22 protein-coding genes are annotated in these 21,935 nt (G+C 68.3%); 14 read left to right on the top strand and 8 right to left on the bottom strand.

The features are described 5' to 3' along the window. Nucleotides 1–39 precede the first annotated feature (39 nt). The 3 genes from QZM35_RS29245 to QZM35_RS29235 are packed head-to-tail and all read right to left on the bottom strand — an operon-like array spanning nt 40 to nt 2,974. Nucleotides 40–1,494 (bottom strand): NAD(P)(+) transhydrogenase (Re/Si-specific) subunit beta, encoded by a 1,455-nt coding sequence (locus QZM35_RS29245; RefSeq protein WP_175238186.1) that lies wholly within the window; start codon nt 1,492–1,494, stop codon nt 40–42. After that, nucleotides 1,491–1,817 carry an NAD(P) transhydrogenase subunit alpha gene (locus tag QZM35_RS29240; RefSeq protein WP_301777337.1) on the bottom strand — a complete coding sequence of 109 codons (327 nt, stop codon included), beginning with the start codon at nt 1,815–1,817 and terminating at the stop codon, nt 1,491–1,493. The genes QZM35_RS29245 and QZM35_RS29240 overlap by 4 nt, the downstream gene beginning before the upstream one ends. A gap of 17 nt (nt 1,818–1,834) precedes the next feature. Continuing rightward, complete coding sequence (locus QZM35_RS29235; protein WP_301777379.1) at nt 1,835–2,974, bottom strand: Re/Si-specific NAD(P)(+) transhydrogenase subunit alpha; 1,140 nt, start codon at nt 2,972–2,974, stop codon at nt 1,835–1,837. Between the two features lie 274 nt (nt 2,975–3,248). Here QZM35_RS29235 and QZM35_RS29230 point away from each other — a divergent pair, with 274 nt between their 5' ends. Together QZM35_RS29230 and mnmA are read left to right on the top strand one after the other, a co-directional pair. Next, the gene (locus tag QZM35_RS29230) at nt 3,249–3,758 is read left to right on the top strand and encodes an NUDIX hydrolase (protein ID WP_089424513.1); all 510 of its coding nucleotides are present in this window, start codon (nt 3,249–3,251) and stop codon (nt 3,756–3,758) included. Next, entirely contained in the window at nt 3,755–4,903 is a 1,149-nt protein-coding gene (mnmA, locus tag QZM35_RS29225; protein WP_301777336.1) for a tRNA 2-thiouridine(34) synthase MnmA, read from the top strand. Before QZM35_RS29230 ends, mnmA begins: the two co-directional genes overlap by 4 nt. Before the next feature lie 51 nt (nt 4,904–4,954). Here mnmA and QZM35_RS29220 read toward each other — a convergent pair whose 3' ends face one another. Then, a complete protein-coding gene (locus tag QZM35_RS29220; RefSeq protein ID WP_089424511.1) occupies nt 4,955–5,329 on the bottom strand; it encodes a helix-turn-helix domain-containing protein in 375 nt (124 codons plus the stop codon). Nucleotides 5,330–5,403: 74 nt separating this feature from the next. Here QZM35_RS29220 and QZM35_RS29215 point away from each other — a divergent pair, with 74 nt between their 5' ends. After that, the gene (locus tag QZM35_RS29215) at nt 5,404–6,174 is read left to right on the top strand and encodes an NAD(P)H-dependent oxidoreductase (RefSeq protein WP_301777335.1); all 771 of its coding nucleotides are present in this window, start codon (nt 5,404–5,406) and stop codon (nt 6,172–6,174) included. A gap of 190 nt (nt 6,175–6,364) precedes the next feature. Next, nucleotides 6,365–7,984, top strand: a complete 1,620-nt coding sequence (locus QZM35_RS29210; protein WP_174973251.1) for an FMN-binding glutamate synthase family protein — start codon at nt 6,365–6,367, stop codon at nt 7,982–7,984. A gap of 121 nt (nt 7,985–8,105) precedes the next feature. On the opposite strand, the gene QZM35_RS29205 is transcribed toward QZM35_RS29210, so the two are convergent. Further along, a complete protein-coding gene (locus QZM35_RS29205) occupies nt 8,106–8,720 on the bottom strand; it encodes a glutathione S-transferase family protein (protein ID WP_089430611.1) in 615 nt (204 codons plus the stop codon). Between the two features lie 184 nt (nt 8,721–8,904). On the opposite strand from QZM35_RS29205, the gene QZM35_RS29200 reads away from it, so the two are divergent. The 10 genes from QZM35_RS29200 to QZM35_RS29155 all read left to right on the top strand — a co-directional run bounded on the left by QZM35_RS29200 (nt 8,905) and on the right by QZM35_RS29155 (nt 19,427). Further along, nucleotides 8,905–10,290: an aminopeptidase P N-terminal domain-containing protein gene (locus QZM35_RS29200; protein ID WP_174973247.1), complete on the top strand. Its 1,386-nt coding sequence runs from the start codon at nt 8,905–8,907 to the stop codon at nt 10,288–10,290. A 40-nt stretch (nt 10,291–10,330) separates the two neighbouring features. Further along, nucleotides 10,331–11,518 carry a UbiH/UbiF/VisC/COQ6 family ubiquinone biosynthesis hydroxylase gene (locus QZM35_RS29195; protein ID WP_174973246.1) on the top strand — a complete coding sequence of 396 codons (1,188 nt, stop codon included), beginning with the start codon at nt 10,331–10,333 and terminating at the stop codon, nt 11,516–11,518. A gap of 124 nt (nt 11,519–11,642) precedes the next feature. Beyond that, entirely contained in the window at nt 11,643–12,710 is a 1,068-nt protein-coding gene (gene dusB / locus QZM35_RS29190) for a tRNA dihydrouridine synthase DusB (RefSeq protein ID WP_006497523.1), read from the top strand. Next, nucleotides 12,707–12,940 (top strand): Fis family transcriptional regulator, encoded by a 234-nt coding sequence (locus QZM35_RS29185; protein ID WP_006476892.1) that lies wholly within the window; start codon nt 12,707–12,709, stop codon nt 12,938–12,940. The genes dusB and QZM35_RS29185 overlap by 4 nt, the downstream gene beginning before the upstream one ends. A gap of 44 nt (nt 12,941–12,984) precedes the next feature. Next, entirely contained in the window at nt 12,985–14,550 is a 1,566-nt protein-coding gene (purH, locus tag QZM35_RS29180; protein WP_069247146.1) for a bifunctional phosphoribosylaminoimidazolecarboxamide formyltransferase/IMP cyclohydrolase, read from the top strand. A 150-nt stretch (nt 14,551–14,700) separates the two neighbouring features. Next, nucleotides 14,701–15,243 carry a crossover junction endodeoxyribonuclease RuvC gene (gene ruvC, locus QZM35_RS29175; RefSeq protein ID WP_089424505.1) on the top strand — a complete coding sequence of 181 codons (543 nt, stop codon included), beginning with the start codon at nt 14,701–14,703 and terminating at the stop codon, nt 15,241–15,243. Between the two features lie 155 nt (nt 15,244–15,398). Beyond that, the gene (gene ruvA, locus QZM35_RS29170) at nt 15,399–15,980 is read left to right on the top strand and encodes a Holliday junction branch migration protein RuvA (protein WP_014898064.1); all 582 of its coding nucleotides are present in this window, start codon (nt 15,399–15,401) and stop codon (nt 15,978–15,980) included. 119 nt (nt 15,981–16,099) lie between these two features. Continuing rightward, nucleotides 16,100–17,170 (top strand): Holliday junction branch migration DNA helicase RuvB, encoded by a 1,071-nt coding sequence (gene ruvB, locus QZM35_RS29165; RefSeq protein WP_089430607.1) that lies wholly within the window; start codon nt 16,100–16,102, stop codon nt 17,168–17,170. Nucleotides 17,171–17,193: 23 nt separating this feature from the next. Further along, nucleotides 17,194–18,147, top strand: coding sequence for an oxygenase MpaB family protein (locus QZM35_RS29160; RefSeq protein WP_301777334.1), 954 nt, complete (start codon nt 17,194–17,196; stop codon nt 18,145–18,147). 152 nt (nt 18,148–18,299) lie between these two features. Next, on the top strand, nt 18,300–19,427 hold the full coding sequence (locus QZM35_RS29155) for a ParB/Srx family N-terminal domain-containing protein (RefSeq protein WP_089425842.1): 1,128 nt from the start codon (nt 18,300–18,302) through the stop codon (nt 19,425–19,427). 59 nt (nt 19,428–19,486) lie between these two features. Here QZM35_RS29155 and QZM35_RS29150 read toward each other — a convergent pair whose 3' ends face one another. From QZM35_RS29150 to tyrS, 3 genes are read right to left on the bottom strand one after another with little or no spacing between them, the layout of a single operon-like run. Continuing rightward, the gene (locus QZM35_RS29150; RefSeq protein WP_089424501.1) at nt 19,487–20,149 is read right to left on the bottom strand and encodes a histidine phosphatase family protein; all 663 of its coding nucleotides are present in this window, start codon (nt 20,147–20,149) and stop codon (nt 19,487–19,489) included. Between the two features lie 23 nt (nt 20,150–20,172). After that, nucleotides 20,173–20,631, bottom strand: a complete 459-nt coding sequence (gene dtd / locus QZM35_RS29145) for a D-aminoacyl-tRNA deacylase (RefSeq protein ID WP_011350959.1) — start codon at nt 20,629–20,631, stop codon at nt 20,173–20,175. Next, a complete protein-coding gene (gene tyrS / locus QZM35_RS29140) occupies nt 20,628–21,869 on the bottom strand; it encodes a tyrosine--tRNA ligase (protein ID WP_175238194.1) in 1,242 nt (413 codons plus the stop codon). Before tyrS ends, dtd begins: the two co-directional genes overlap by 4 nt. Nucleotides 21,870–21,935: the final 66 nt, after the last annotated feature.

The following is a 21,935-nucleotide window of genomic DNA, read 5'->3' as shown; positions in this document are numbered from 1 at the left end:
CATGATTCGAAGCACACAGCCACGTCACTCGCACGTGCGTCATTCGACCGACTTCACCATGTCCTCGATGACCTTCTTCGCATCGCCGAACACCATCATCGTCTTGTCCATGTAGAACAGGTCGTTGTCGAGGCCCGCGTAGCCGGCCGCCATCGAGCGCTTGTTGACGATCACCGTGCGCGCCTTGTACGCCTCGATGATCGGCATCCCCGCGATCGGCGACGCCGGATCGTTCTTCGCGGCCGGGTTCACGACGTCGTTCGCGCCGAGCACCAGCACGACGTCGACCTGGCCGAATTCGCCGTTGATGTCCTCCATCTCGTGCACGATCTCGTACGGCACTTCCGCTTCCGCGAGCAGCACGTTCATGTGCCCGGGCATCCGCCCCGCGACCGGATGGATCGCGTACTTCACGTCGATGCCCTTGTCGACCAGCTTGTCGGTCAGCTCCTTCAGCGCGTGCTGCGCACGGGCCACGGCCAGCCCGTAGCCCGGCACGATCACGACCGTCTCCGCGTTGCCGAGCATGAACGACGCGTCTTCGGCCGAGCCCGCCTTCACCGGCCGCTGCTCCTTCGCGCCCGCCGCGCCACCCGCCGCCGCGTCGCCACCGAAGCCGCCGAGGAGCACGTTGAAGAACGAGCGGTTCATCGCGTGGCACATGATGTACGACAGGATCGCGCCCGACGAGCCGACGAGGGAGCCTGCGATGATCAGCATCGCGTTGTTCAGCGAGAAGCCGATGCCGGCCGCGGCCCACCCCGAATACGAGTTCAGCATCGACACGACCACCGGCATGTCCGCGCCGCCGATCGGGATGATGATCAGCACGCCGAGCGCGAACGCGATCGCCGTCATGATGATGAACGGCAGCCACGACTGCGTGATGAAGAACAGGATGCCGAAGCCGAGCATCGCGAGCGCGAGCATCAGGTTGAGCAGGTGCTGGCCCGCGTACACGACCGGCGCGCCCTGGAACAGCCGGAACCGGTATTTGCCCGACAGCTTGCCGAACGCGATCACCGAACCGGAGAACGTGATCGCGCCGACGACCGTGCCGATGAACAGCTCGACGCGGTTGCCGAACGGGATGAAGTTCGACGACACCGCGTCCTGCGGCACCAGCCCGAACGCTTCCGGCTCCGACACCACCGCATACGCGATGCACACGGCCGCGAGACCGATCAGCGAATGCATCGCCGCGACGAGCTCCGGCATCTTCGTCATCTCGACGCGCGCGGCGACGAACGCCCCCACGCCACCGCCGACGATCAGCGCGCCGAGCACCAGCGCGATGCCGAGCGGCAGGTTCGCGCCGAGCCACTCGGCCTGCTTGACGATCAGCGCGACCGTCGTGAGGATCGCGATGGCCATCCCGGCCATCCCGAACAGGTTGCCGCGCCGCGCGCTCTTGGGGTTCGACAGGCCCTTCAGCGCCTGGATGAAGCACACCGACGCGACGAGATACAGCAGCGTGACGACGTTCATGCTCATCGCGCGCCCTCCTTGCCGCCGTCGGCCGGCTTCGGCGCCTTCTTGCGGAACATCTCGAGCATGCGCCTCGTCACGAGGAAACCGCCGAACACGTTGACGGCCGCGAGCGCGACCGCGAGCGTGCCGAACACCTTGCCGGTCGTGCCGACGGTCAGCACCGCCGCCAGCATCGCGCCGACGATCACGATCGCCGAGATCGCGTTGGTCACGGCCATCAGCGGCGTATGCAGCGCCGGCGTGACGTTCCACACCACGTGGTAGCCGACGTACACCGCCAGCACGAAGATGATCACGTTGATCACCGTGTGATTGATGACTTCCATGGTCGCCTTCTCCCCGGTTACTTGCGCGCGACTTCGCCGTCGCGGCACAGGAGCGTCGCGGCGACGATGTCGTCGGTCAGGTCGATGTTCAGCGTGCCGTCCTTCGTGACGATCAGCTTCATGAAGTCGAGCAGGTTGCGCGCATACAGCGCCGACGCGTCCGCCGCGACCATCGACGCGAGATTCGTGTAGCCCGCGATCGTCACGCCGTCGTGCACGATCACCTGGTCGGCGACCGTCAGCGGACAGTTGCCGCTCTTGCGGCCGTCGAATTCCGGGCCGCGGCCGGCCGCGAGATCGACGAGCACCGAGCCCGGCTTCATCGACTGCACGGTTTCGACGGAGATCAAGGTCGGCGCCGGGCGCCCGGGAATCAGCGCGGTGGTGATCACGATGTCGGCCTGCTTCGCCCGCTCGTGCACCAGCGCGGCCTGGCGGCCGAGCCACGACGGCGGCATCGGGCGCGCGTAGCCGCCCACGCCCTGCGCCGCGTCGCGCTCTTCGTCGGTGTCGTACGGGACGTCGAGGAATTTCGCGCCGAGCGACTCGATCTGCTCCTTCACGGCCGGCCGCACGTCGGACGCCTCGATCACCGCGCCGAGGCGCTTCGCGGTCGCGATCGCCTGCAGGCCCGCGACGCCCGCGCCGAGAATCAGCACGCGCGCGGCCTTCACGGTGCCCGCGGCCGTCATCAGCATCGGAAAGAAGCGCGGATACAGCGCCGCGGCCACCAGCACGGCCTTGTAGCCCGCGATGTTCGCCTGCGACGACAGCACGTCGAGGCTCTGCGCGCGCGTCGTGCGCGGCGCGGCTTCGAGCGCGAAGGCCGTCACGCCGGCCGCGGCCAGCTTCGCCGCCTGCTCGCCGTCGAACGGATCGAGCATGCCGACCAGCACCGAGCCGCGCTTGAGCAACGGCAGTTCGGCGTCGGTGGGCGCCTGGACCTTCAGCACGATGTCGACGTCGAACGCGGCCGACTGGCCGGTCAGTTCGGCACCGGCGGCCGCATAGGCGCCGTCGGGATAACTCGCGGCGACGCCGGCCCCTCTCGCGACGCTGACCCGATGCCCGGCCGCCGCGTATTTCTTCACGGTTTCCGGCGTCGCGGCCACCCGCGCCTCGTTCGCCCGCGTTTCGGCAGGCACGCCAATATGCATCGTCGGTCCCTCCGTCATCGTCAGTGTTTCGTTTCCTGCGTTTTCTACTGCGCAACGAGCCGGCAGGCTGACTACCGGCTCACGAGCGACGACACTCACCTTCCACTTTAGGCGAAAGCGAGGGCCGTACCAGCAGCTCCACACGGGCGCGCCTGATGGCGCGCCAGCCCGGCCGGCGTCGCCGCGCATCGGCAGGACAGACGAATTGCGAGGGTCGGATTCGTTTAGCGAGGTGACCGGCAGCGTTCGGGCGCAACCGGTAAAATGCCGAACCATGAAACCCGAAATCTGGACCCCGCATGTGACGGTCGCCGCGCTCGTCGAGCACGCCGGCCGCTTTCTCATGATCGAGGAAGAAACCTCGTCGGGCCTGCGCATCAACCAGCCGGCAGGCCATCTCGAAGCCGGCGAAACGCTGGCCGACGCCGTGATCCGAGAAACGCTCGAGGAAACCGCGCACCCGTTCACGCCCGACGCGCTCGTCGGCGTCTATCTCGCGCACTACGACCGCCCCGGCACCGCCGGCGCGACCTACCTGCGCTTCACGTTCTGCGGCACGGCCAGCGAGCCGATCGCGGGCCACGCGCTCGACGACGGCATCGTCCGCACGCTGTGGATGACCGCCGACGAGCTGCGCGCGTGCGGCGAGCGCCATCGCTCGCCCGCGGTGATGCGCTGCGTCGACGATTACCTCGCCGGGCGGCGCATTCCGCTCGATTTCGTGCACACGCATTCGGTCGCGCCGCGCCCCGAAGCATTCGAACGTCAGGCGGTCAACAAATGAGCAAGCGCCGTGTAGTGGTGGGCATGTCGGGCGGCGTCGATTCGTCGGTGACCGCTTGGCTGCTGAAGGAGCAGGGTTACGACGTGGTCGGCCTGTTCATGAAGAACTGGGAAGACGACGACGACGGCGAATACTGCTCGACGCGCCAGGACTGGATCGACGTCGTGTCGGTGGCCGACCTGATCGGCATCGACGTGGAAGCCGTCAACTTCGCGGCCGAATACAAGGACCGCGTGTTCGCCGAATTCCTGCGCGAATATTCGGCCGGCCGCACGCCGAACCCCGACGTGCTGTGCAACGCCGAGATCAAGTTCAAGGCGTTCCTCGATCACGCGATGTCGCTCGACGCGGAAATGATCGCGACCGGCCACTATGCGCGCGTGCGCGAGCGTGACGGGCGTTTCGAACTGCTGAAGGCCTTCGATCATACGAAAGACCAGTCGTACTTCCTGCACCGGCTGAACCAGGCGCAGTTGTCGAAGACGATGTTCCCGCTCGGCGAGATCCCGAAGACGAAGGTGCGCGAGATCGCCGCGCAGATCGGGCTGCCGAACGCGAAGAAGAAGGATTCGACCGGCATCTGCTTCATCGGCGAACGGCCGTTCCGCGATTTCCTGAACCGCTATCTGCCGACCCAACCCGGCCCGATGAAGACGCCGGACGGCAAGGTCGTCGGCGAGCACATCGGTCTCGCGTTCTACACGTTCGGCCAGCGCAAGGGCATCGGCCTCGGCGGCAGCAAGACCGGCAACGGCGATCCGTGGTTCGTCGCCGCGAAGGACATCGCGTCGAACACGCTGTACGTCGTGCAGGGCCACGATCATCCGTGGCTGCTGGCGCGCGAGCTGGTCGCGGGCAACGTGAGCTGGGTCGCCGGCGAACCGCCGGCCGAAGGTTTCGCGTGCGGGGCGAAGACGCGCTACCGGCAGGCCGACGCGGCGTGCGCATTCGGCGCCGCCACGCCCAGCCCGGCAGGCGAGGCGCGCTTCTCGCTCGCGTTCGACGACGCGCAGTGGGCCGTCACGCCCGGCCAGTCGGCCGTGCTGTACGACGGCGAGATCTGCCTCGGCGGCGGGATCATCGAATCCGCGCTGTCCGGCAACACGCAGGCGAACGCAGCACCGGCCCTCGCGCTCGCCCGCTGACGCGCCGCCGGCGCCGCGCAAGCGGGCGCCGGCCGGACGCGGCCCCGCCACTCACCGCATGTTCCGCACCGACGCGTCGTAGCGCTCGCGCGCCGCGTCCAGCTCGGGAAAATGGCGCTCGGCCCAGCGGTCGAGCGCCACGAGCGTCTCCACGAGCGACCCCGCCACCGCCGTCAACCGGTACTCGACGTGTGCGCGTCGCGCCGCCACCGCGATGCGTTCGATCAGCCCGTTGCGCTCCAGCTCGCGCAGCGTCTGCGTCAACACCTTCTGGGAAATCCCGCCGATACGCTTGAGCAGCTCGCCATTGCGCAGCGGCCGCTCGGCCAACGCCGGCAGGATCAGCAGCGACCACTTGCCGGCGACCAGCGCGAGCGCATCGCGCGCTGAGCAGTCCGCCGCGTAGACGTCGCCGGGAAATGCCATGGTTACCTCCGGGTGCGTGATTGCGCGGCCCCACCGCCGCCGGCCATCATCGTCGCACACTCCCGGAGCCCGCCATGCATGCGCTGATCGTCGTTGCCCATCCCGAACCGCAGTCGTTCAACGCCACCCTCGCCGGCACGGCGGCCGACGCCTGGCGCGCGGGCGGCCATGCCGTGACGGTCGCGAACCTGTATGGCGAGACATTCGACCCGTGCGAGGCACCGCGCCATTACGCGGATCGGCTCGATCCCACCTGCTTCGACGCGCAGCGCGAGCAGCGCCATCACTGGGAACGCGGCACGCTCGCGCCCGAGATCGCCCATCATGTCGGCCTGCTGAAGCAAGCCGATGCGCTGATCCTGCAGTTCCCGCTGTGGTGGTTCGGCGCGCCCGCGATCCTGAAGGGCTGGATGGATCGCGTGTTCGTCTACGGCGGCCTTTACAGCAGCCGGCAGCGCCACGATCGCGGCGTGCTGCAAGGGCGGCGCGCGTTGCTGAGCGTCACGACCGGCTCGTCGGCCGCCGCCTGCGCGTCCGATGGCCGTGAAGGCGATACCCGCCTGCTGCTGTGGCCGATCATGTACGCGCTGCGCTACGTCGGCTTCGACGTGCTCGAACCGCACCTGGTCCACGACGTCCGCGGCGGCCTGGCAGGCGACGCCGCGCGACGACAGGACGCGCGCCTCGCACGCTGCCTCGTCGACTACCGCGCGCGGCTGCGCGACTGGCCCGCATGGCCGCGCGTGCCGTTCAACCGCGACGAGGACTTCGACGACGACGCCAGGCTGAAACCCGGCACCCTGGCGTACAGCCCGTTCATCCGCCCGACCGAGACCGGCCGGTAGCCGCCGGCTCGGCAACGCGAGCTTCACGACACCCGTAGTAGACTCTCGACCATCGTGGGCGCCGGCGGCGGCGGGTACGGCACGGGCACCATGCCCGCCGGGCCTGCGCGATGCCTCGGGCGCCGACCTGCCGGCCGCCGCGCGATCCTGGCGACGTGACGGCCATCCAGACAATTACGATGGAGTCCCCATGTTTTCCCGACGCTATATCGCGATGTGGTGCGCGGTCCTGCTGTTCGTGGCCGTCGCGGCGCTCGCCGCCCGGCACACGATCGCGTGGCTGTGGCTCGTGATCCCGGCCGCGCTCGTCGCGCTCGGCCTGTACGACCTGAAGCAGGACCGCCACGCGATCCTGCGCAACTACCCGCTCTGGGGCCACTTCCGCTTCCTGTTCGAATTCATCCGACCTGAAATCCGCCAGTATTTCGTCGAGGACGACACCGACGAAAAGCCGTTCTCGCGTGCGCAGCGCAGCCTCGTCTACCAGCGCGCGAAGAACGTCGCCGACAACCGCCCGTACGGCACCGAGCTGAACGTGAAGGCCGTCGCGCACGAATGGATCAGCCATTCGCTCGCGCCGACGAAGCTGCCGAACCACGATTTCCGCATCCGCGTCGGCGCGAACCGCGCGCAACCGTATGACATTTCGATCTTCAACATCTCGGCGATGAGCTTCGGCTCGCTGTCCGCGAACGCGATCCGCTCGCTGAACCTCGGTGCGAAGAAAGGCGGTTTCGCGCACGACACGGGCGAAGGCTCGCTGTCGAAGTACCACCGCGAAAACGGCGGCGACATCATCTGGGAAATCGCGTCCGGCTACTTCGGCTGCCGCAACGACGACGGCACCTTCAACCCCGACAAGTTCGCGAAGCAGGCCGCCGATCCGCAGGTCAAGATGATCGAGGTGAAGCTGTCGCAGGGTGCGAAGCCCGGCCACGGCGGCGTGCTGCCGGCCGCGAAGATCACGCCGGAAATCGCCGAGACGCGCGGCGTGCCGATGGGCAAGGACTGCATCTCGCCGGCGACACACTCGGAGTTCTCGACGCCGCGCGGGCTGCTCGAATTCGTCGACCGGCTGCGCACGCTGTCGGGCGGCAAGCCGACCGGCTTCAAGCTGTGCATCGGCCATCCGTGGGAATTCTTCGGGATCGCGAAGGCGATGCTCGAGACCGGCATCGTGCCGGACTTCATCGTCGTCGACGGCGCGGAAGGCGGCACGGGCGCGGCGCCGCTCGAATTCACCGACCACGTCGGCGTGCCGCTGCAGGAAGGGCTGCTGCTCGTGCACAACACGCTCGTCGGGATCGGCGTGCGCGATCGCGTGAAGCTCGGCGCGAGCGGCAAGATCATCACCGCGTTCGACATCGCGCGTACGCTCGCGATCGGCGCGGACTGGGTGAACTCGGCGCGCGGCTTCATGTTCGCGGTCGGCTGTATCCAGGCGCAGCACTGCCACACCGATCGCTGCCCGACCGGCGTCGCGACCCAGGACCCGGTGCGCCAGCGCGCGCTCGTCGTGCCCGACAAGGCCGAGCGCGTGTACAACTTCCACCGCAATACGCTGCATGCGTTGCAGGAACTCGTGCAGGCGGCCGGCCTCGCGCACCCGTCCGAGCTGCGCGCGCATCACATCGTGCAGCGGGTCGCGCCGCATGAAGTGCGGCTGATGTCGCAGTTGCTGAAGTACCTGAAACCCGGTGCGCTGCTCGACGGCCAGACCTGCGGCTTCTCGCTGTACGACAAGTGGTGGCCGATTGCGCGCAGCGATTCGTTCACGCTCGGCGAAGCCGTGTACGCATCGATCGAATGACGCGGGCGCCCCCCCCGCCGCGGGGCGGCCCGGCAAAAAGAAAAGCGCCCCGCGGGGCGCTTTTCTTTTGTCTGCCGAATGGCGTGAAACGCGTGAAGCGCGTGAATGCGTCGCGTGCGGCTCAGCTCTGCGGCAGCGTGTCGGCGAACGACGGCCGCTGCAGCAGCTTCGCGAAGTGCTTGTCGAGGTTCGGGTGGCGATCGCGCCAGTTGAGCTCGGGCATCCGGAAGTCGAGATAGCCGAGCGCGCAGCCGAGTGCGATGTCGGCGAGCGTGTAATGATTACCGACGCACCACGTCTTGCCGCCGAGGCCCTGCGACATCGCGACGAGGCCGTCGTCGATCTTGCGTTGCTGGCGCGCGATCCAGCTCGCGCTGCGCTGCGCCTCGTCGCGCATCGTATGTTCGACGCGAATCGCGACCGCCGCGTCGATCACGCCGTCGCCCAGCGCTTCCCAGCACCGCACCTCGAGGCGCTCGCGGCCCGACGGCGGAATCAGCTTGCCGACCGGCGACAACGTATCGACATATTCGCAGATCACGCGGGAATCAAACACCGCGGCACCATCCTCCATCACGAGGCACGGGACCTTGCCGAGCGGATTCGAGGCATGAATATCCGTCTCCGGCGCCCACACGTTCTCGAGCTCCAGCTTGTAGTCGATCTTCTTTTCAGCCAGCACGATCCGCGCCTTGCGGACGTACGGGCTGCTGAGCGAACCGATTAATTTCATCATCTGCCTTTTTAAGGGAACCGCCGAGAGTATACGTTGTCGCCGATCATAACCGGCCAGCGTCGCGCGACAGAAAATCGCCCGGACGGCCTGTGGATGGTTTGCAACAACCGCCGCGCGGGCCTTCCAGGGCGGCTTCCCGCCCCCTCTCTCACGCACGGCGTCCCGCGGCGCTACAATCGCACGAATGAACGCGCCCCTCGATACCGCCATCGCCGTCGACGTCTACCGCCAGCGCCGTGAACGCGTGCTTGCCGCACTGCGTGCCGCCGGCGGCGGCGTCGCCATCGTCCCCACCGCGCCCGAAGTGCCGCGCAATCGCGATACGGACTATCCGTACCGGTTCGACAGCTACTTCCACTACCTGACAGGCTTCAGCGAGCCGGATGCCGTGCTCGTGCTGAACGCGGCCGCGCCGCACGGCGCGCCGGAGTCGATCCTGTTCTGCCGCGCCAAGAACGCCGACCGCGAAATCTGGGAAGGCTTCCATTACGGGCCCGAAGCCGCGCGCGATGCGTTCGGCTTCGACGCGGCGTTCGCCGTCGACGTGATCGATACCGAGATGCCGCGCCTGCTCGCCGACGCGGGCACCGTGCACTACCGGTTCGGCGCATCGGCCGACTTCGAGCGCCGGCTCGCGGGCTGGGTCGACGCGGTGCGCGCGCTGGCGCGCACGGGTGTCGCCGCGCCGGACGCGATGCTCGACCTCACGCCGCTGCTCGACGACATGCGGCTCGTGAAGGACGAGCACGAACTCGCGATCATGATGCGCGCCGCGCACATCTCCGCCCTTGCGCACCGCCGCGCGATGCAGGCGTGCCGCCCCGGCATCCGCGAATACGAACTCGAGGCCGAGCTGCTGTATGTGTTCCGCAAGCACGGCGCGCAGTCGCCCGCGTACGGCTCGATCGTCGCGGCCGGCGCGAACGCGTGCGTGCTGCACTACCCGGCCGGCAACGCAACCGCACAAGATGGCGACCTGATCCTGATCGACGCCGCGTGCGAACTCGACGGCTACGCGTCGGACATCACGCGCACGTTCCCGGCCAACGGGCGCTTCTCGCCCGCGCAACGCACGCTGTACGACATCGTGCTCGCCGCGCAACAGGCCGCGATCGACGCGACGCGCGCCGGCGTGCCGTTCGAGGCGCCGCACGACGCCGCCGTGCGCGTGCTCGCGCAGGGGCTGCTCGACACCGGCATCATCCCGAAAACGCGCTTCTCGAACGTCGACGACGTGATCGCCGAGCGCGCCTACGCACGCTTCTACATGCATCGCACCGGCCACTGGATCGGGATGGACGTGCACGATTGCGGCGACTACCGCGAGCGGCTCGCCGAGCGTGACGGCAACGGCGCGCTGCCGTGGCGCACGCTGAAAGCCGGCATGACGCTGACGATCGAGCCCGGCCTGTACGTGCGCGCCGCCGACGACGTGCCGCCCGAGTACTGGAACATCGGCATCCGCATCGAGGACGACGCGATCGTGCGCGAGCACGGCTGCGAGCTGATCACGCGCGGCGTGCCCGTCGCGGCGGACGAGATCGAAGCACTGATGCGCGCGGGCGCATGACCGGCCGCCGCCGACCGTTACCTCCGTTTCACGAATCAAGATGACGACCGCCTCCTCCCCGGCCACGCCGGACTACGATCTCGCCATCGTCGGCGCGGGCCCCGTCGGGCTCGCGCTCGCCGGCTGGCTCGCGCGCCGCAGCGCCACGCAGCACGCATCGATCGCACTGATCGATGCACGCGAACCGGCCGCCAGCGCGAACGATCCGCGCGCGATCGCCGTGTCGCACGGCAGCCGCGTGCTGCTCGACACGCTCGCGTGGCCCGCCGACGCGACGCCGATCGAACATATCCACGTGTCGCAGCGCGGCCATTTCGGCCGCACGCTGATCGACCGCGACGAGCACGACGTCGCCGCGCTCGGCTACGTCGTGCGCTACGGCTCGCTCGTGCAGGCGCTCGCGGGCGCCGTGCGCGGCACGCGCGTCGACTGGCTCACGTCGACCACCGCGCGCGCGCCGCAGCAGGATGCCGACGGCGTCACGCTGACGCTCGACGGCCCGCAGGGCGAGCGCACGCTGCGCGCACGCGTCGTCATCAATGCCGAAGGCGGGCTGTTCCACGAACAGCAGGCCGACGCCAGCAAACATCGCCGCGACTACGGGCAGACCGCGATCGTCGGCACGGTCACGGTATCGGCGCCGCGCCCGAACGTCGCGTGGGAACGCTTCACGCACGAAGGCCCGCTCGCGCTACTGCCGCTCGGCGGGCCGCGCCAGGCCGAGTACGCGCTCGTCTGGTGCTGCACGCCCGACGAAGCGGCGCGGCGCGCCGCGCTGCCCGACGATGCGTTCCTGCGCGAGCTCGGCCGCGCATTCGGCGAACGCATGGGCGACTTCGTCGCGATCGCGGGGCGCGCATCGTTCCCGCTCGGCCTGACCGCCGCGCAGACGCTCGTCAACGGCCGCGTCGCGATCGTCGGCAATGCCGCGCAGACCCTGCACCCCGTCGCGGGCCAGGGGCTCAACCTCGGGCTGCGCGATGCGCATACGCTCGTCGATACGCTGTCCGCGCAAGGCTTCGAGGCCACCGCGCTCGCCACCTTCAACGCGCGCCGCGCACTCGACCGGCGCTTCACGATCGGCGCGACCGACACGCTGGCACGCCTGTTCACGATCGACTCGGGCCCGCTCCCGCTGCTGCGCGGCGCGGCACTCACCGCGCTCGAGTTCGTGCCGCCGCTCAAGAAGGTGATCGCGCGACAGATGATGTTCGGCCAGCGCAACTGACCCGCGGCGCGCACAGTCGCGCCGCTCAAACCGGGTCAAATCGGCAGGGCATGGGAATACGGTAAAATGCGCGTTTCCGTCTGCCCTTTCCCTGCCCGCGCCCGCCGCGGGCGGTGCCATTGCGATGCCCGTTATCGGCCCTCACGTATTGCGTAACAACCTGTTCGTCGCCCCGATGGCCGGCGTGACGGATCGTCCGTTCCGCCAGCTCTGCAAGCGGCTGGGAGCCGGTTACGCCGTGTCCGAGATGGTCGCGTCCAACGCGCAGCTGTGGAAAAGCGCGAAGACGATGCGGCGCGCGAACCACGAAGGCGAGGTGGAACCGATTGCGGTCCAGATCGCCGGCGCCGATCCGGCGATGATGGCCGAAGCGGCCCGCTACAACGTCGACAACGGCGCGCAGATCATCGACATCAACATGGGCTGCCCGGCGAAGAAGGTCTGCAACGTCGCGGCCGGCTCCGCGCTGCTGCAGAACGAGCCGCTCGTGCAGCGCATCGTCGAGGCCGTCGTCGCGGCGGTCGGCACGGGGCCCGATGCGGTGCCCGTCACGCTGAAGATCCGCACCGGCTGGGATCGCGAGCACAAGAACGCGATCACGGTTGCGCGCCTGGCCGAAGCCGCCGGCATCTCGATGCTGACCGTGCACGGCCGCACGCGCGCCGACCTGTACCGCGGCGACGCCGAATACGACACCATCGCGGCCGTGAAGGCGGCGGTGCGGATTCCGGTGGTCGCGAACGGCGACATCACGTCGCCCGCGAAGGCGAAGGCCGTGCTCGACGCCACCGGCGCCGACGCCCTGATGATCGGTCGTGCCGCGCAAGGTCGGCCGTGGCTGTTCCGCGAAATCGATCATTTCCTGCAAACCGGCGAGCTGCTGCCCCCGCCGCGGATCGACGAGATCCAGCACGTGATGAACGAACACCTGGAAGACCACTACGCTTTCTATGGTGAATTCACGGGAGTCCGTACTGCGCGCAAGCACATCGGCTGGTACACTCGCGGCCTTTCCGGTGCCAACGGGTTCCGGCACAGGATGAACACGCTCGATTCCACCCGCGAGCAGCTCGCCGCCGTCAATGCATTCTTCGAGGCGCAAAAGGCGCTGTCGGACCACCTCGTCTACGTCGATGACGAAGAGGAAAACGGCCAGGGCGAGTCGGACGACCATAACCAGTTAGCAGCATGAGCAAGCACAACATCGAACAATGTGTCCGCGAGAGCCTGGACGTGTATTTCCGGGATCTAGACGGCTCCAATCCGCACGACGTCTATGAAATGGTGATGTCCTGCGTCGAAAAGCCGATGCTCGAGGTCGTGCTCGTACAGGCCGGCGGCAACCAGTCGCTCGCCGCGGAGTACCTCGGCATCAATCGCAATACGCTGCGCAAGAAGCTGCAGCAGCACGGCCTGCTGTAGGCGGCCGTCCCGTCCCCGTTTCCCTGGCTATTGGTGGTTCCATCATGATCAAGCAAGCGCTCATTTCCGTTTCCGACAAGACCGGCATCGTCGACTTCGCGAAGTCGCTGTCCGACCTCGGCGTCAAGCTGCTGTCGACGGGCGGCACCGCGAAACTCCTCGCCGACGCCGGCCTGCCCGTGACCGAAGTGGCTGATTACACGGGCTTCCCGGAAATGCTCGATGGGCGCGTAAAGACGCTCCACCCGAAGGTGCACGGCGGCATCCTCGCCCGCCGCGACCTGCCCGAGCACATGCAGGCGCTGGAACAGCACGGCATCCCGACGATCGACCTGCTCGTCGTGAACCTGTACCCGTTCGTCGCGACGATCGCGAAGGACGACTGCACGCTCGCCGACGCGATCGAGAACATCGACATCGGCGGCCCGACGATGCTGCGCTCGGCCGCGAAGAACCACCGCGACGTGACGGTCGTCGTCGATCCGGCCGATTACGCGGTCGTGCTCGATGAAATGAAGGCGAACGGCAACGCGGTCGGCTACGCGACCAACTTCCGCCTCGCGACGAAGGTGTTCGCGCACACCGCGCAATACGACGGCGCGATCACGAACTACCTGACGAGCCTGACCGACGAGCTGAAGCACGCGTCGCGCAGCGCGTACCCGGCCACGCTGAACCTGGCGTTCGACAAGGTGCAGGACCTGCGCTACGGCGAGAACCCGCACCAGAGCGCCGCGTTCTACCGCGACCTCGCGACGCCGGCCGGCGCGCTGGCGAACTACCGCCAGCTGCAGGGCAAGGAACTGTCGTACAACAACATCGCCGACTCCGACGCGGCGTGGGAATGCGTGAAGACGTTCGACGCGCCGGCCTGCGTGATCATCAAGCACGCGAACCCGTGCGGCGTCGCAGTCGGCAACGATTCGGCCGACGCATACGCGAAGGCATTCCAGACCGACCCGACGTCGGCATTCGGCGGCATCATCGCGTTCAACCGCGAAGTCGACGAAGCGGCTGCCCAGGCCGTCGCGAAGCAGTTCGTCGAAGTGCTGATCGCACCGTCGTTCTCCGACGCCGCGAAGCAGGTTTTCGCCGCTAAGCAGAACGTGCGCCTGCTCGAGATCGCACTCGGCGAAGGCCATAACGCATTCGACCTGAAGCGCGTGGGCGGCGGCCTGCTCGTGCAGTCGCTCGATTCGCGCAACGTGCAACCGAGCGAGCTGCGCGTCGTCACGAAGCGCCAGCCCACCGCGAAGGAAATGGACGACCTGCTGTTCGCATGGCGCGTCGCGAAGTACGTGAAGTCGAACGCGATCGTGTTCTGCGGCAACGGCATGACGCTCGGCGTCGGCGCAGGCCAGATGAGCCGCGTCGATTCCGCGCGCATCGCGAGCATCAAGGCGCAGAACGCCGGCCTGACGCTGGCCGGTTCGGCAGTCGCATCGGATGCGTTCTTCCCGTTCCGCGACGGCCTCGACGTCGTCGTGGCAGCCGGCGCGACCTGCGTGATCCAGCCGGGCGGCTCGATGCGCGACGACGAAGTGATCGCGGCGGCCGACGAGCACGGCATCGCGATGGTCCTGACGGGCGTGCGCCACTTCCGTCACTGATCGCATGCGGCCCGCGCGGCCGCCGCACGACGACCCGGCGGCATCGCACCCGCCGGGTTTTTTATTGCGCGGCGCCTTCGCGCACGACCGGCGACCGGCTTGCCGCACCAATCGTTGTAGTATCGCTGCATCACGCCATTCTCCTCACTCATGCGAATTCTCGGCATCGACCCCGGCCTGCGCGTCACCGGCTTCGGCGTCATCGACGTCAGCGGCCACCGGCTCGCGTATGTCACGAGCGGCGTAATCCGCACGCCGACGGCCGACCTGGCCACCCGGCTCGGCACGATCTTCCAGGGCGTCTCGACCATCGTGCGCGAGCACGCCCCCGACCAGGCCGCGATCGAAAAGGTGTTCGTCAACGTGAACCCGCAGTCGACGCTGCTGCTCGGCCAGGCGCGCGGCGCCGCGATCTGCGGCCTCGTCGCGGGCGGCCTGCCCGTCGCCGAATACACGGCGCTGCAGCTCAAGCAGGCCGTGGTCGGCTACGGCCGCGCGACCAAGACGCAGATGCAGGAAATGGTCACGCGGCTGCTCAACCTCTCCGGCCAACCGGGTTCCGACGCGGCCGACGCGCTCGGCATGGCGATCTGCCACGCGCACGGCGGCGATACGCTCAACACGCTCGGCGGCCTCGCGCCGGCGCTCGCGAAGAAAGGGCTGCGCGTGCGGCGCGGGCGGCTGGTCGGCTGACGGCGGCGCCCCCTTCACACGGCATGCCGGATCGGCCGCCGTGCCTGCACGCGATGCACACGCGCCATGCATCGCCCCGGCCTGATGGCCGACTCCGTCGGCATCGCGCCGCACGTGCGCTACACTCGCGCTTTCTTCCTCGCATCAAGCCATCCATGATCGGTCGCATCGCCGGCATCCTGCTCGAAAAGAACCCGCCCCACCTGCTCGTCGACTGCAACGGCGTCGGCTACGAGATCGACGTGCCGATGAGCACCTTCTACAACCTGCCGCAAACCGGCGAGCGCGTCGTGCTGCTCACGCAGCAGATCGTCCGCGAGGACGCGCACCTGCTGTACGGCTTCCTGACGCCGCAGGAGCGCACGACCTTCCGCGAGCTGCTGAAGATCACCGGCATCGGCGCGCGCATGGCGCTCGCCGTGCTGTCCGGCATGAGCGTGCAGGAACTCGCGCAGGCCGTGACGATGCAGGACGCCGCGCGCCTCACGCGCCTGCCCGGCATCGGCAAGAAGACGGCCGAACGCCTGCTGCTCGAACTGAAGGGCAAGCTCGGCGCCGATCTCGGCGCGCTCGCCGGCGCCGCCTCGCCGTCCGACCACGCGACCGACATCCTCAACGCGCTGCTCGCGCTCGGCTATTCCGAAAAGGAAGGCCTCGCCGCGATCAAGAACGTGCCGGCCGGCACCGGCGTATCCGAAGGCATCAAGCTCGCGTTGAAGGCGCTGTCGAAGGTCTAACGCCCGCGTGACGCGCTGCCGAGCGGTGCGTTGAAGCCAGTGTCGCGCAGCCGCGCAACGCTCGCCAGTCGGCCGTTCGGTCAGGTGGGCGGGACTGTGGCGCGCGGTACAATGGCCGCATGATTGAAACCGACAAACTCGCCACCGAGCAGCGGATCATCGCCGCCACGCCCGCCTCGTCGCACGAGGAGGTGTTCGAACGTGCGCTGCGGCCGCGCCAGCTCGACGACTACGTCGGCCAGGAAAAGGTACGCGGCCAGCTCGAGATCTTCATCGAAGCCGCCAAGCGCCGCTCCGAGCCGCTCGACCACGTGCTGCTGTTCGGGCCGCCGGGCCTCGGCAAGACGACGCTCGCACACATCATCGCGCGGGAGATGGGCGTGAACCTGCGCCAGACGTCGGGCCCCGTGCTCGAGCGCGCGGGCGATCTCGCCGCGCTGCTGACGAACCTCGAAGCGAACGACGTGCTGTTCATCGACGAGATCCACCGGCTGTCGCCGGTCGTCGAGGAAATCCTGTATCCGGCACTCGAGGATTACCAGATCGACATCATGATCGGCGAAGGCCCGGCCGCGCGCAGCGTGAAGCTCGACCTGCAGCCGTTCACGCTGGTCGGCGCCACCACCCGCGCCGGGATGCTGACCAACCCGCTGCGCGATCGTTTCGGGATCGTCGCACGCCTCGAGTTCTATGATGCCGATCAACTGTCGCGCATCGTGCGGCGCTCGGCGTCGCTGCTGAACGCGCAGATCGATCCGAACGGCGCGCTCGAAATCGCGAAGCGTTCGCGCGGCACGCCGCGGATCGCGAACCGGCTGCTGCGCCGCGTGCGCGACTTCGCGGAAGTGAAGGCCGACGGCCAGATCACCGCGGCCGTCGCCGATGCCGCGCTCGCGATGCTCGACGTCGATCCGGTCGGCTTCGACCTGATGGACCGCAAGCTGCTCGAGGCGATCCTGTACAAGTTCGACGGCGGCCCGGTCGGCATCGACAACCTCGCGGCGGCGATCGGCGAAGAGCGCGACACGATCGAGGACGTACTCGAGCCGTACCTGATCCAGCAGGGCTTCCTGCAGCGCACGCCGCGCGGGCGCGTCGCGACGCTGCTTACGTATCGCCACTTCGGGCTTTCCGTGCCCGACACCGGCCGCACCGAACGCGGCGAGTGGGATACCCCCGACGGGAAGTAACCCGTCGCCCGAGCCGCCCCACCATGACGACGCCACCCAGCTCCCGCCCCGCCGCACCCGCACCGGGCCCGCGCTGGGCCGAGCCGATCCGCAAGCGGCTCGTGGCCGGCGTCACGCACCTGACCGTGGGTGGCGGCGGCCCGTCACTCGACCTCTCTTCACCGCTGGGAGACCCGGGGCTGTTCGGTCCCGAGGCCGTCTGCTGGCGTGTGCATGCCGACTTCACGTCGATGATGACGGGCGGCATCGCGGCGCTGCTGCTGCAGGCGCTCCACCCGCTCGCGCTCGCGGGCGTCTGGGATCACTCGTCGTTCCGCACCGACATCCTCGGCCGCTTGCGACGCACCGCCACGTTCATCACCGGTACGACGTTCGGCAGTCGCGCGGACGCCCTCGCGCTGATCAAGCGCGTGAAATCGATCCACGCGCACATCTCGGGCACCGCGCCGGACGGCCGCCCGTACCGCGCCGACGATCCGGCGTTGCTGACCTGGGTGCATGTCGCGGAAGTGTCGAGTTTCCTCGCCGCGCACCTGCGCTATGTGAATCCCGCGCTGCCGGGCGAGTTGCAGGACCGCTACTACGCTGAAACGGCATTGGTCGCCGAGCTGCTCGGCGCACACGAGGTGCCCCGTTCGCGTGCCGAGGTGGCCGCCTATCTCGCGCGCATGCAGCCCGAGCTCGAGGCCGGGCCGCGCACGTTCGACGTGATGTCCATCCTGCTGAACGTGCCGGTCGCGAAGCCCGCGCTGCGGCCGGCCGCGTCGCTGGTGATGCATGCGGGCATCGACCTGCTGCCGCCGTGGGCGCAGCGCATGCTCGGCGTGTCGGCGTTCGCGCCGCTGCGCCGCGCGGTGGTCCGGCCGGGCATCCGGGTCGTCGCACCCGTGCTGCGCTGGGCGCTCGTGAACGGCGCGTCAAAACGTGCGCGCCGCCGCGCCACAGCGACGCCGCCCGACGGCACCCCGCCTGCCTGACGATTCGCTTCCTCTTATCATTTCAATTTACTGTCAAATACCTGTGACAAGCTGACGGGCTTGCACCCGCGCACGGTCGCACGTGCCGCACGTCCCGCCTGTCCGTGACCCGCGCGGTGTCCCGCCCACCCGACCGACACCCGATGCCCGCGATGCCACGCCTGCCGATCCGTTTCGCCCTTGCCGCCAGCCTGTCCACCGTCTTCGCCCTCACCGCCTGCGGGGGCGACGATGTCACTGCCGTCGCTCGTTCGGACGCACAAACGCCGTCCGGCGGCACCCCGACCACGCCTGCCCCTACGCCGCCCGCCACCGTCACGCCGCAACCGGGCAAGTGGAAGACCGCGCGCGCGGGCGACCTGATCGACGTGACGCTCGGCGACCTCCATCCGACGCAAGGCGCGATCGGCTACGACCAGATCTATTACAAGCTCGGCCGCTACGAACTGCAGCCCGACAAGAAATTCGACGACTTCTGCGCGGACGAGGGCCTCGGCGGCGTCGCGTCGAGCGGCTACACAGCCAGGTCGACGCTGCGCGAGCCCGCGAGCTACACGTGCACGACGACCGACGCGAACGCCCGCGACCGCTCGGTGCTGAACCCGGTCGTGATCGGCCCGAACGGCGATGCGCTGTACCTGACCGACGGCCACCACGGCCTGTCGACCTACTTCGAGACGCCCGACGGCGGCCCGGCGCTGCACGTGCACGTCGTCGTCAAGGACAACCTCAGCGACTACTCGGGCGACGCGTTCTGGCAGCAGATGCAGAGCCGCGGCTATCTGCGCCTCAAGAATGGCGACGGCAAGGCGATCACGACCGCGCAACTGCCGACCGGGCTCGGCCTGAAACTCGGGATGACGAATGACCGCTACCGCTCGCTCGTCTATTTCACGCGCGACATCGGCTACAGCAAGCCCGCACAAGCCACCGACTATCTCGAGTTCTACTGGGCCGACTGGCTGCGCGCGCAACCGGGCACGTTCTCGCTCGCCGGCTATGACCTGACGCGCGCCGGCACAACTGACCCGGATCCGGCAAAGGCCGACACCGGCTACCTGAACGCGGTCTGGAATGCGTCGACGCGCATGGTCGCGGCCACGGACCCGGTGATCGACGGCAAGACGGGCGCCGACCTCGGGCGCGCGGACACGATCAACGGCGGCAAGAAATACAACAAGGGGGAATTCGACAAGCTGCGCCAGCCGATCACGGCGGACAAGCCCGGCAAGATCGCGTACGCGCTCGACTACAAGACGCGCCACGCGCTGCCGCAGTAAGCAGCCGGCACCACGCAGGAAGGAAGTCCCGGCCGGCGATGCCGGACGGGCCTGCAGGCTCAGAGCACCTTGCGGTACCCGTCGTCGTCGCTCGCGGCGTCCAGGTGCGACACGTCGGCCCACTGCACGACCTGCGCGCGGCCGTCGACGTAATCGACGACGTTGATGCTCGTGTTGAGCAGCTGATAATTGCGCGGCGCCGACAGCTCGATGCCGTTCGCGAAACGATAGACGCAGTCGAGCACGCCGCCATGCGCGACGCACGCGATCCGGCCTCCCGGATGCTCGGCGACGATCGGTTCGAGCGCATGCAGCACGCGGTGGTAGAACTCGCGCTGCGACTCGCCGCCCTCCGGCGCGAAGCCGGGGTCGCGCGTCTGCCAGGCCGCGTACGCGTCGGGGAACAGCGTCTCGATCTCGGCGCTGTCGTGCCCCTGAAACTGGCCGTACGAGCGTTCGCGCAGCCCTTCCCGCAGCCGCGGCGCAAGCCCGAGCGCGTCGGCGAACGGCTGCGCGGTCTGCTGCGCACGCATCAGGTCGCTCGAATAGATCGCGTCGAGCCGTGCACCGTCACGCGCGTCGCGCGCGAGCCGTGCGGCCAGCTTTTGTGCCTGCTCGAGGCCCGTTTCGGCCAGCGGGATGTCGATATGACCCTGGATGCGCTTGATGCGATTCCAGGCCGTCTCGCCATGGCGGATGAAAAGAATCTGCGTGGTGGCCATCGCGGCGCGTCTCCGGGGAAGAATCAGGGCCGCACTTGCAGCCAGAAGGTCACGGGGCCGTCGTTGACGAGCGACACCTGCATGTCGGCGCCGAACTCGCCCGTCTCGACGACCGGATGGCGCGCCCGCGCGGCCGCCACGAAATAGTCGAACAGCCGCGCGCCTTCGTCGGGCGGCGCGGCCGGCGTGAAGCTCGGACGCAGCCCGCTGTTGGTATCGGCCGCCAGCGTGAACTGCGACACGAGCAGCAGGCCACCTGCGCGGCCCTCGCCGTCGATATTCGACACCGGCAGGTTCATCTTGCCGGCGGCGTCGCTGAACACGCGGTAGCCGAGCATCTTCGCGAGCAGCTTGTCGGCCGCTGCGTCGGTGTCGCCGCGCTCCGCGCAGACCAGCGCGAGCAGGCCCGCGCCGATCTCGCCCGTCGTGCGATCGCCGACGCGCACGTCGGCGCGCTTCACGCGCTGGATCAGCGCGATCATGCGGTCAGCGTGACGCGTGCGAAGCGGCGCTTGCCGACCTGCACGACGAACTCGCCGGCGTCGACCTTCAGGCCCTTGTCCGACACGGTCGCGCCATCGATCTTCACGCCGCCCTGCTCGATGTTGCGCAGTGCCTCGCTCGTCGACGGCACGAGGCCGGCCTGCTTCAGCAACTGGCCGATCGCGAGCGGCGCGCCCGCGAGCGTGACCGACGGAATGTCGTCCGGCACGCCGCCCTTCGCGCGGTGGTTGAAGTCCTCGAGCGCACGCTCGGCGTCGGCCTGCGAGTGGAAGCGCGCGACGATTTCCTGCGCGAGCAGCACCTTGAAGTCGCGCGGGTTGCGGCCGCCTTCGATCTCGCGCTTGAAGCCGCCGATCTCGTCCATCGGACGGAACGACAGCAGCTCGAAGTAACGCCACATCAGCGTGTCCGAGATGCTCATCAGCTTGCCGAACATGTCGTTCGGCTGCTCGCTGATGCCGACGTAGTTGCCCTTCGACTTCGACATCTTCTCGACGCCGTCGAGGCCTTCGAGCAGCGGCATCGTGAGAATGCACTGCTGTTCCTGGCCATACTGCTTCTGCAGTTCGCGGCCGACCAGCAGGTTGAATTTCTGGTCGGTGCCGCCGAGCTCGAGGTCGGCGTTCAGCGCGACCGAGTCGTAGCCCTGCATCAGCGGGTACAGGAATTCGTGGATCGAGATCGGCACGCCGCCCTGGAAGCGCTTCGTGAAGTCCTCGCGCTCGAGGATCCGCGCGACCGTGTAGCGCGACGCGAGCTTGATCATCCCGTCCGCGCCGAGCGGCATCGACCATTCGCTGTTGTAGCGGATTTCGGTCTTGTCGCGGTCGAGCACGAGCGCGGCCTGCTCGAAGTAGGTCTTCGCGTTCGATTCGATCTGTTCGCGCGTGAGCGGCGGCCGCGTCGCGTTGCGGCCCGACGGGTCGCCGATCAGCGACGTGAAATCGCCGATCAGGAAGATGACCGTGTGGCCGAGATCCTGCAGCTGACGCATCTTGTTCAGCACGACCGTGTGGCCGATGTGGATGTCAGGCGCGGTCGGGTCGAGGCCGAGCTTGATGCGAAGCGGCGTGCCCGTCGCCGCGCTGCGCGCGAGCTTCTGCGCGAACTCTTCCTCGACCAGCAGCTCGTCGACGCCGCGCTTCGTGACGGCGAGCGCATGCCGGACTTCGTCGGTGATCGGGAAAACAGGCTTGGAACTGGGTTCGGTGCTCATCGGTGCCAGGAAGAATGTCGCAAAAACAGGGATTTTCCCATAACTTGCGCGCCCATCGCTTAACGG

The sequence above is a fragment of the Burkholderia sp. AU45274 genome, from assembly GCF_030482505.1.
Taxonomy (GTDB): domain Bacteria; phylum Pseudomonadota; class Gammaproteobacteria; order Burkholderiales; family Burkholderiaceae; genus Burkholderia.
The sequence above is the reverse complement of the archived record's forward strand: the minus strand, read 5'-3'. Positions and strand labels throughout refer to the sequence as shown.

Coding starts and splice junctions, on each gene's coding strand:
- QZM35_RS29155 (WP_089425842.1), top strand. CDS start 18,300: ATGCCACGCCTGCCGATCCGTTTCGCCCTTGCCGCCAGCCTGTCCACC.
- QZM35_RS29205 (WP_089430611.1), bottom strand. CDS start 8,720: ATGATGAAATTAATCGGTTCGCTCAGCAGCCCGTACGTCCGCAAGGCG.
- QZM35_RS29215 (WP_301777335.1), top strand. CDS start 5,404: ATGCATGCGCTGATCGTCGTTGCCCATCCCGAACCGCAGTCGTTCAAC.
- QZM35_RS29160 (WP_301777334.1), top strand. CDS start 17,194: ATGACGACGCCACCCAGCTCCCGCCCCGCCGCACCCGCACCGGGCCCG.
- QZM35_RS29200 (WP_174973247.1), top strand. CDS start 8,905: ATGAACGCGCCCCTCGATACCGCCATCGCCGTCGACGTCTACCGCCAG.
- QZM35_RS29185 (WP_006476892.1), top strand. CDS start 12,707: ATGAGCAAGCACAACATCGAACAATGTGTCCGCGAGAGCCTGGACGTG.
- QZM35_RS29240 (WP_301777337.1), bottom strand. CDS start 1,817: ATGGAAGTCATCAATCACACGGTGATCAACGTGATCATCTTCGTGCTG.
- QZM35_RS29230 (WP_089424513.1), top strand. CDS start 3,249: ATGAAACCCGAAATCTGGACCCCGCATGTGACGGTCGCCGCGCTCGTC.
- ruvB (WP_089430607.1), top strand. CDS start 16,100: ATGATTGAAACCGACAAACTCGCCACCGAGCAGCGGATCATCGCCGCC.
- ruvC (WP_089424505.1), top strand. CDS start 14,701: ATGCGAATTCTCGGCATCGACCCCGGCCTGCGCGTCACCGGCTTCGGC.
- dusB (WP_006497523.1), top strand. CDS start 11,643: ATGCCCGTTATCGGCCCTCACGTATTGCGTAACAACCTGTTCGTCGCC.
- QZM35_RS29220 (WP_089424511.1), bottom strand. CDS start 5,329: ATGGCATTTCCCGGCGACGTCTACGCGGCGGACTGCTCAGCGCGCGAT.
- QZM35_RS29245 (WP_175238186.1), bottom strand. CDS start 1,494: ATGAGCATGAACGTCGTCACGCTGCTGTATCTCGTCGCGTCGGTGTGC.
- QZM35_RS29210 (WP_174973251.1), top strand. CDS start 6,365: ATGTTTTCCCGACGCTATATCGCGATGTGGTGCGCGGTCCTGCTGTTC.
- QZM35_RS29195 (WP_174973246.1), top strand. CDS start 10,331: ATGACGACCGCCTCCTCCCCGGCCACGCCGGACTACGATCTCGCCATC.
- QZM35_RS29150 (WP_089424501.1), bottom strand. CDS start 20,149: ATGGCCACCACGCAGATTCTTTTCATCCGCCATGGCGAGACGGCCTGG.
- tyrS (WP_175238194.1), bottom strand. CDS start 21,869: ATGAGCACCGAACCCAGTTCCAAGCCTGTTTTCCCGATCACCGACGAA.
- mnmA (WP_301777336.1), top strand. CDS start 3,755: ATGAGCAAGCGCCGTGTAGTGGTGGGCATGTCGGGCGGCGTCGATTCG.
- QZM35_RS29235 (WP_301777379.1), bottom strand. CDS start 2,974: ATGCATATTGGCGTGCCTGCCGAAACGCGGGCGAACGAGGCGCGGGTG.
- purH (WP_069247146.1), top strand. CDS start 12,985: ATGATCAAGCAAGCGCTCATTTCCGTTTCCGACAAGACCGGCATCGTC.
- dtd (WP_011350959.1), bottom strand. CDS start 20,631: ATGATCGCGCTGATCCAGCGCGTGAAGCGCGCCGACGTGCGCGTCGGC.
- ruvA (WP_014898064.1), top strand. CDS start 15,399: ATGATCGGTCGCATCGCCGGCATCCTGCTCGAAAAGAACCCGCCCCAC.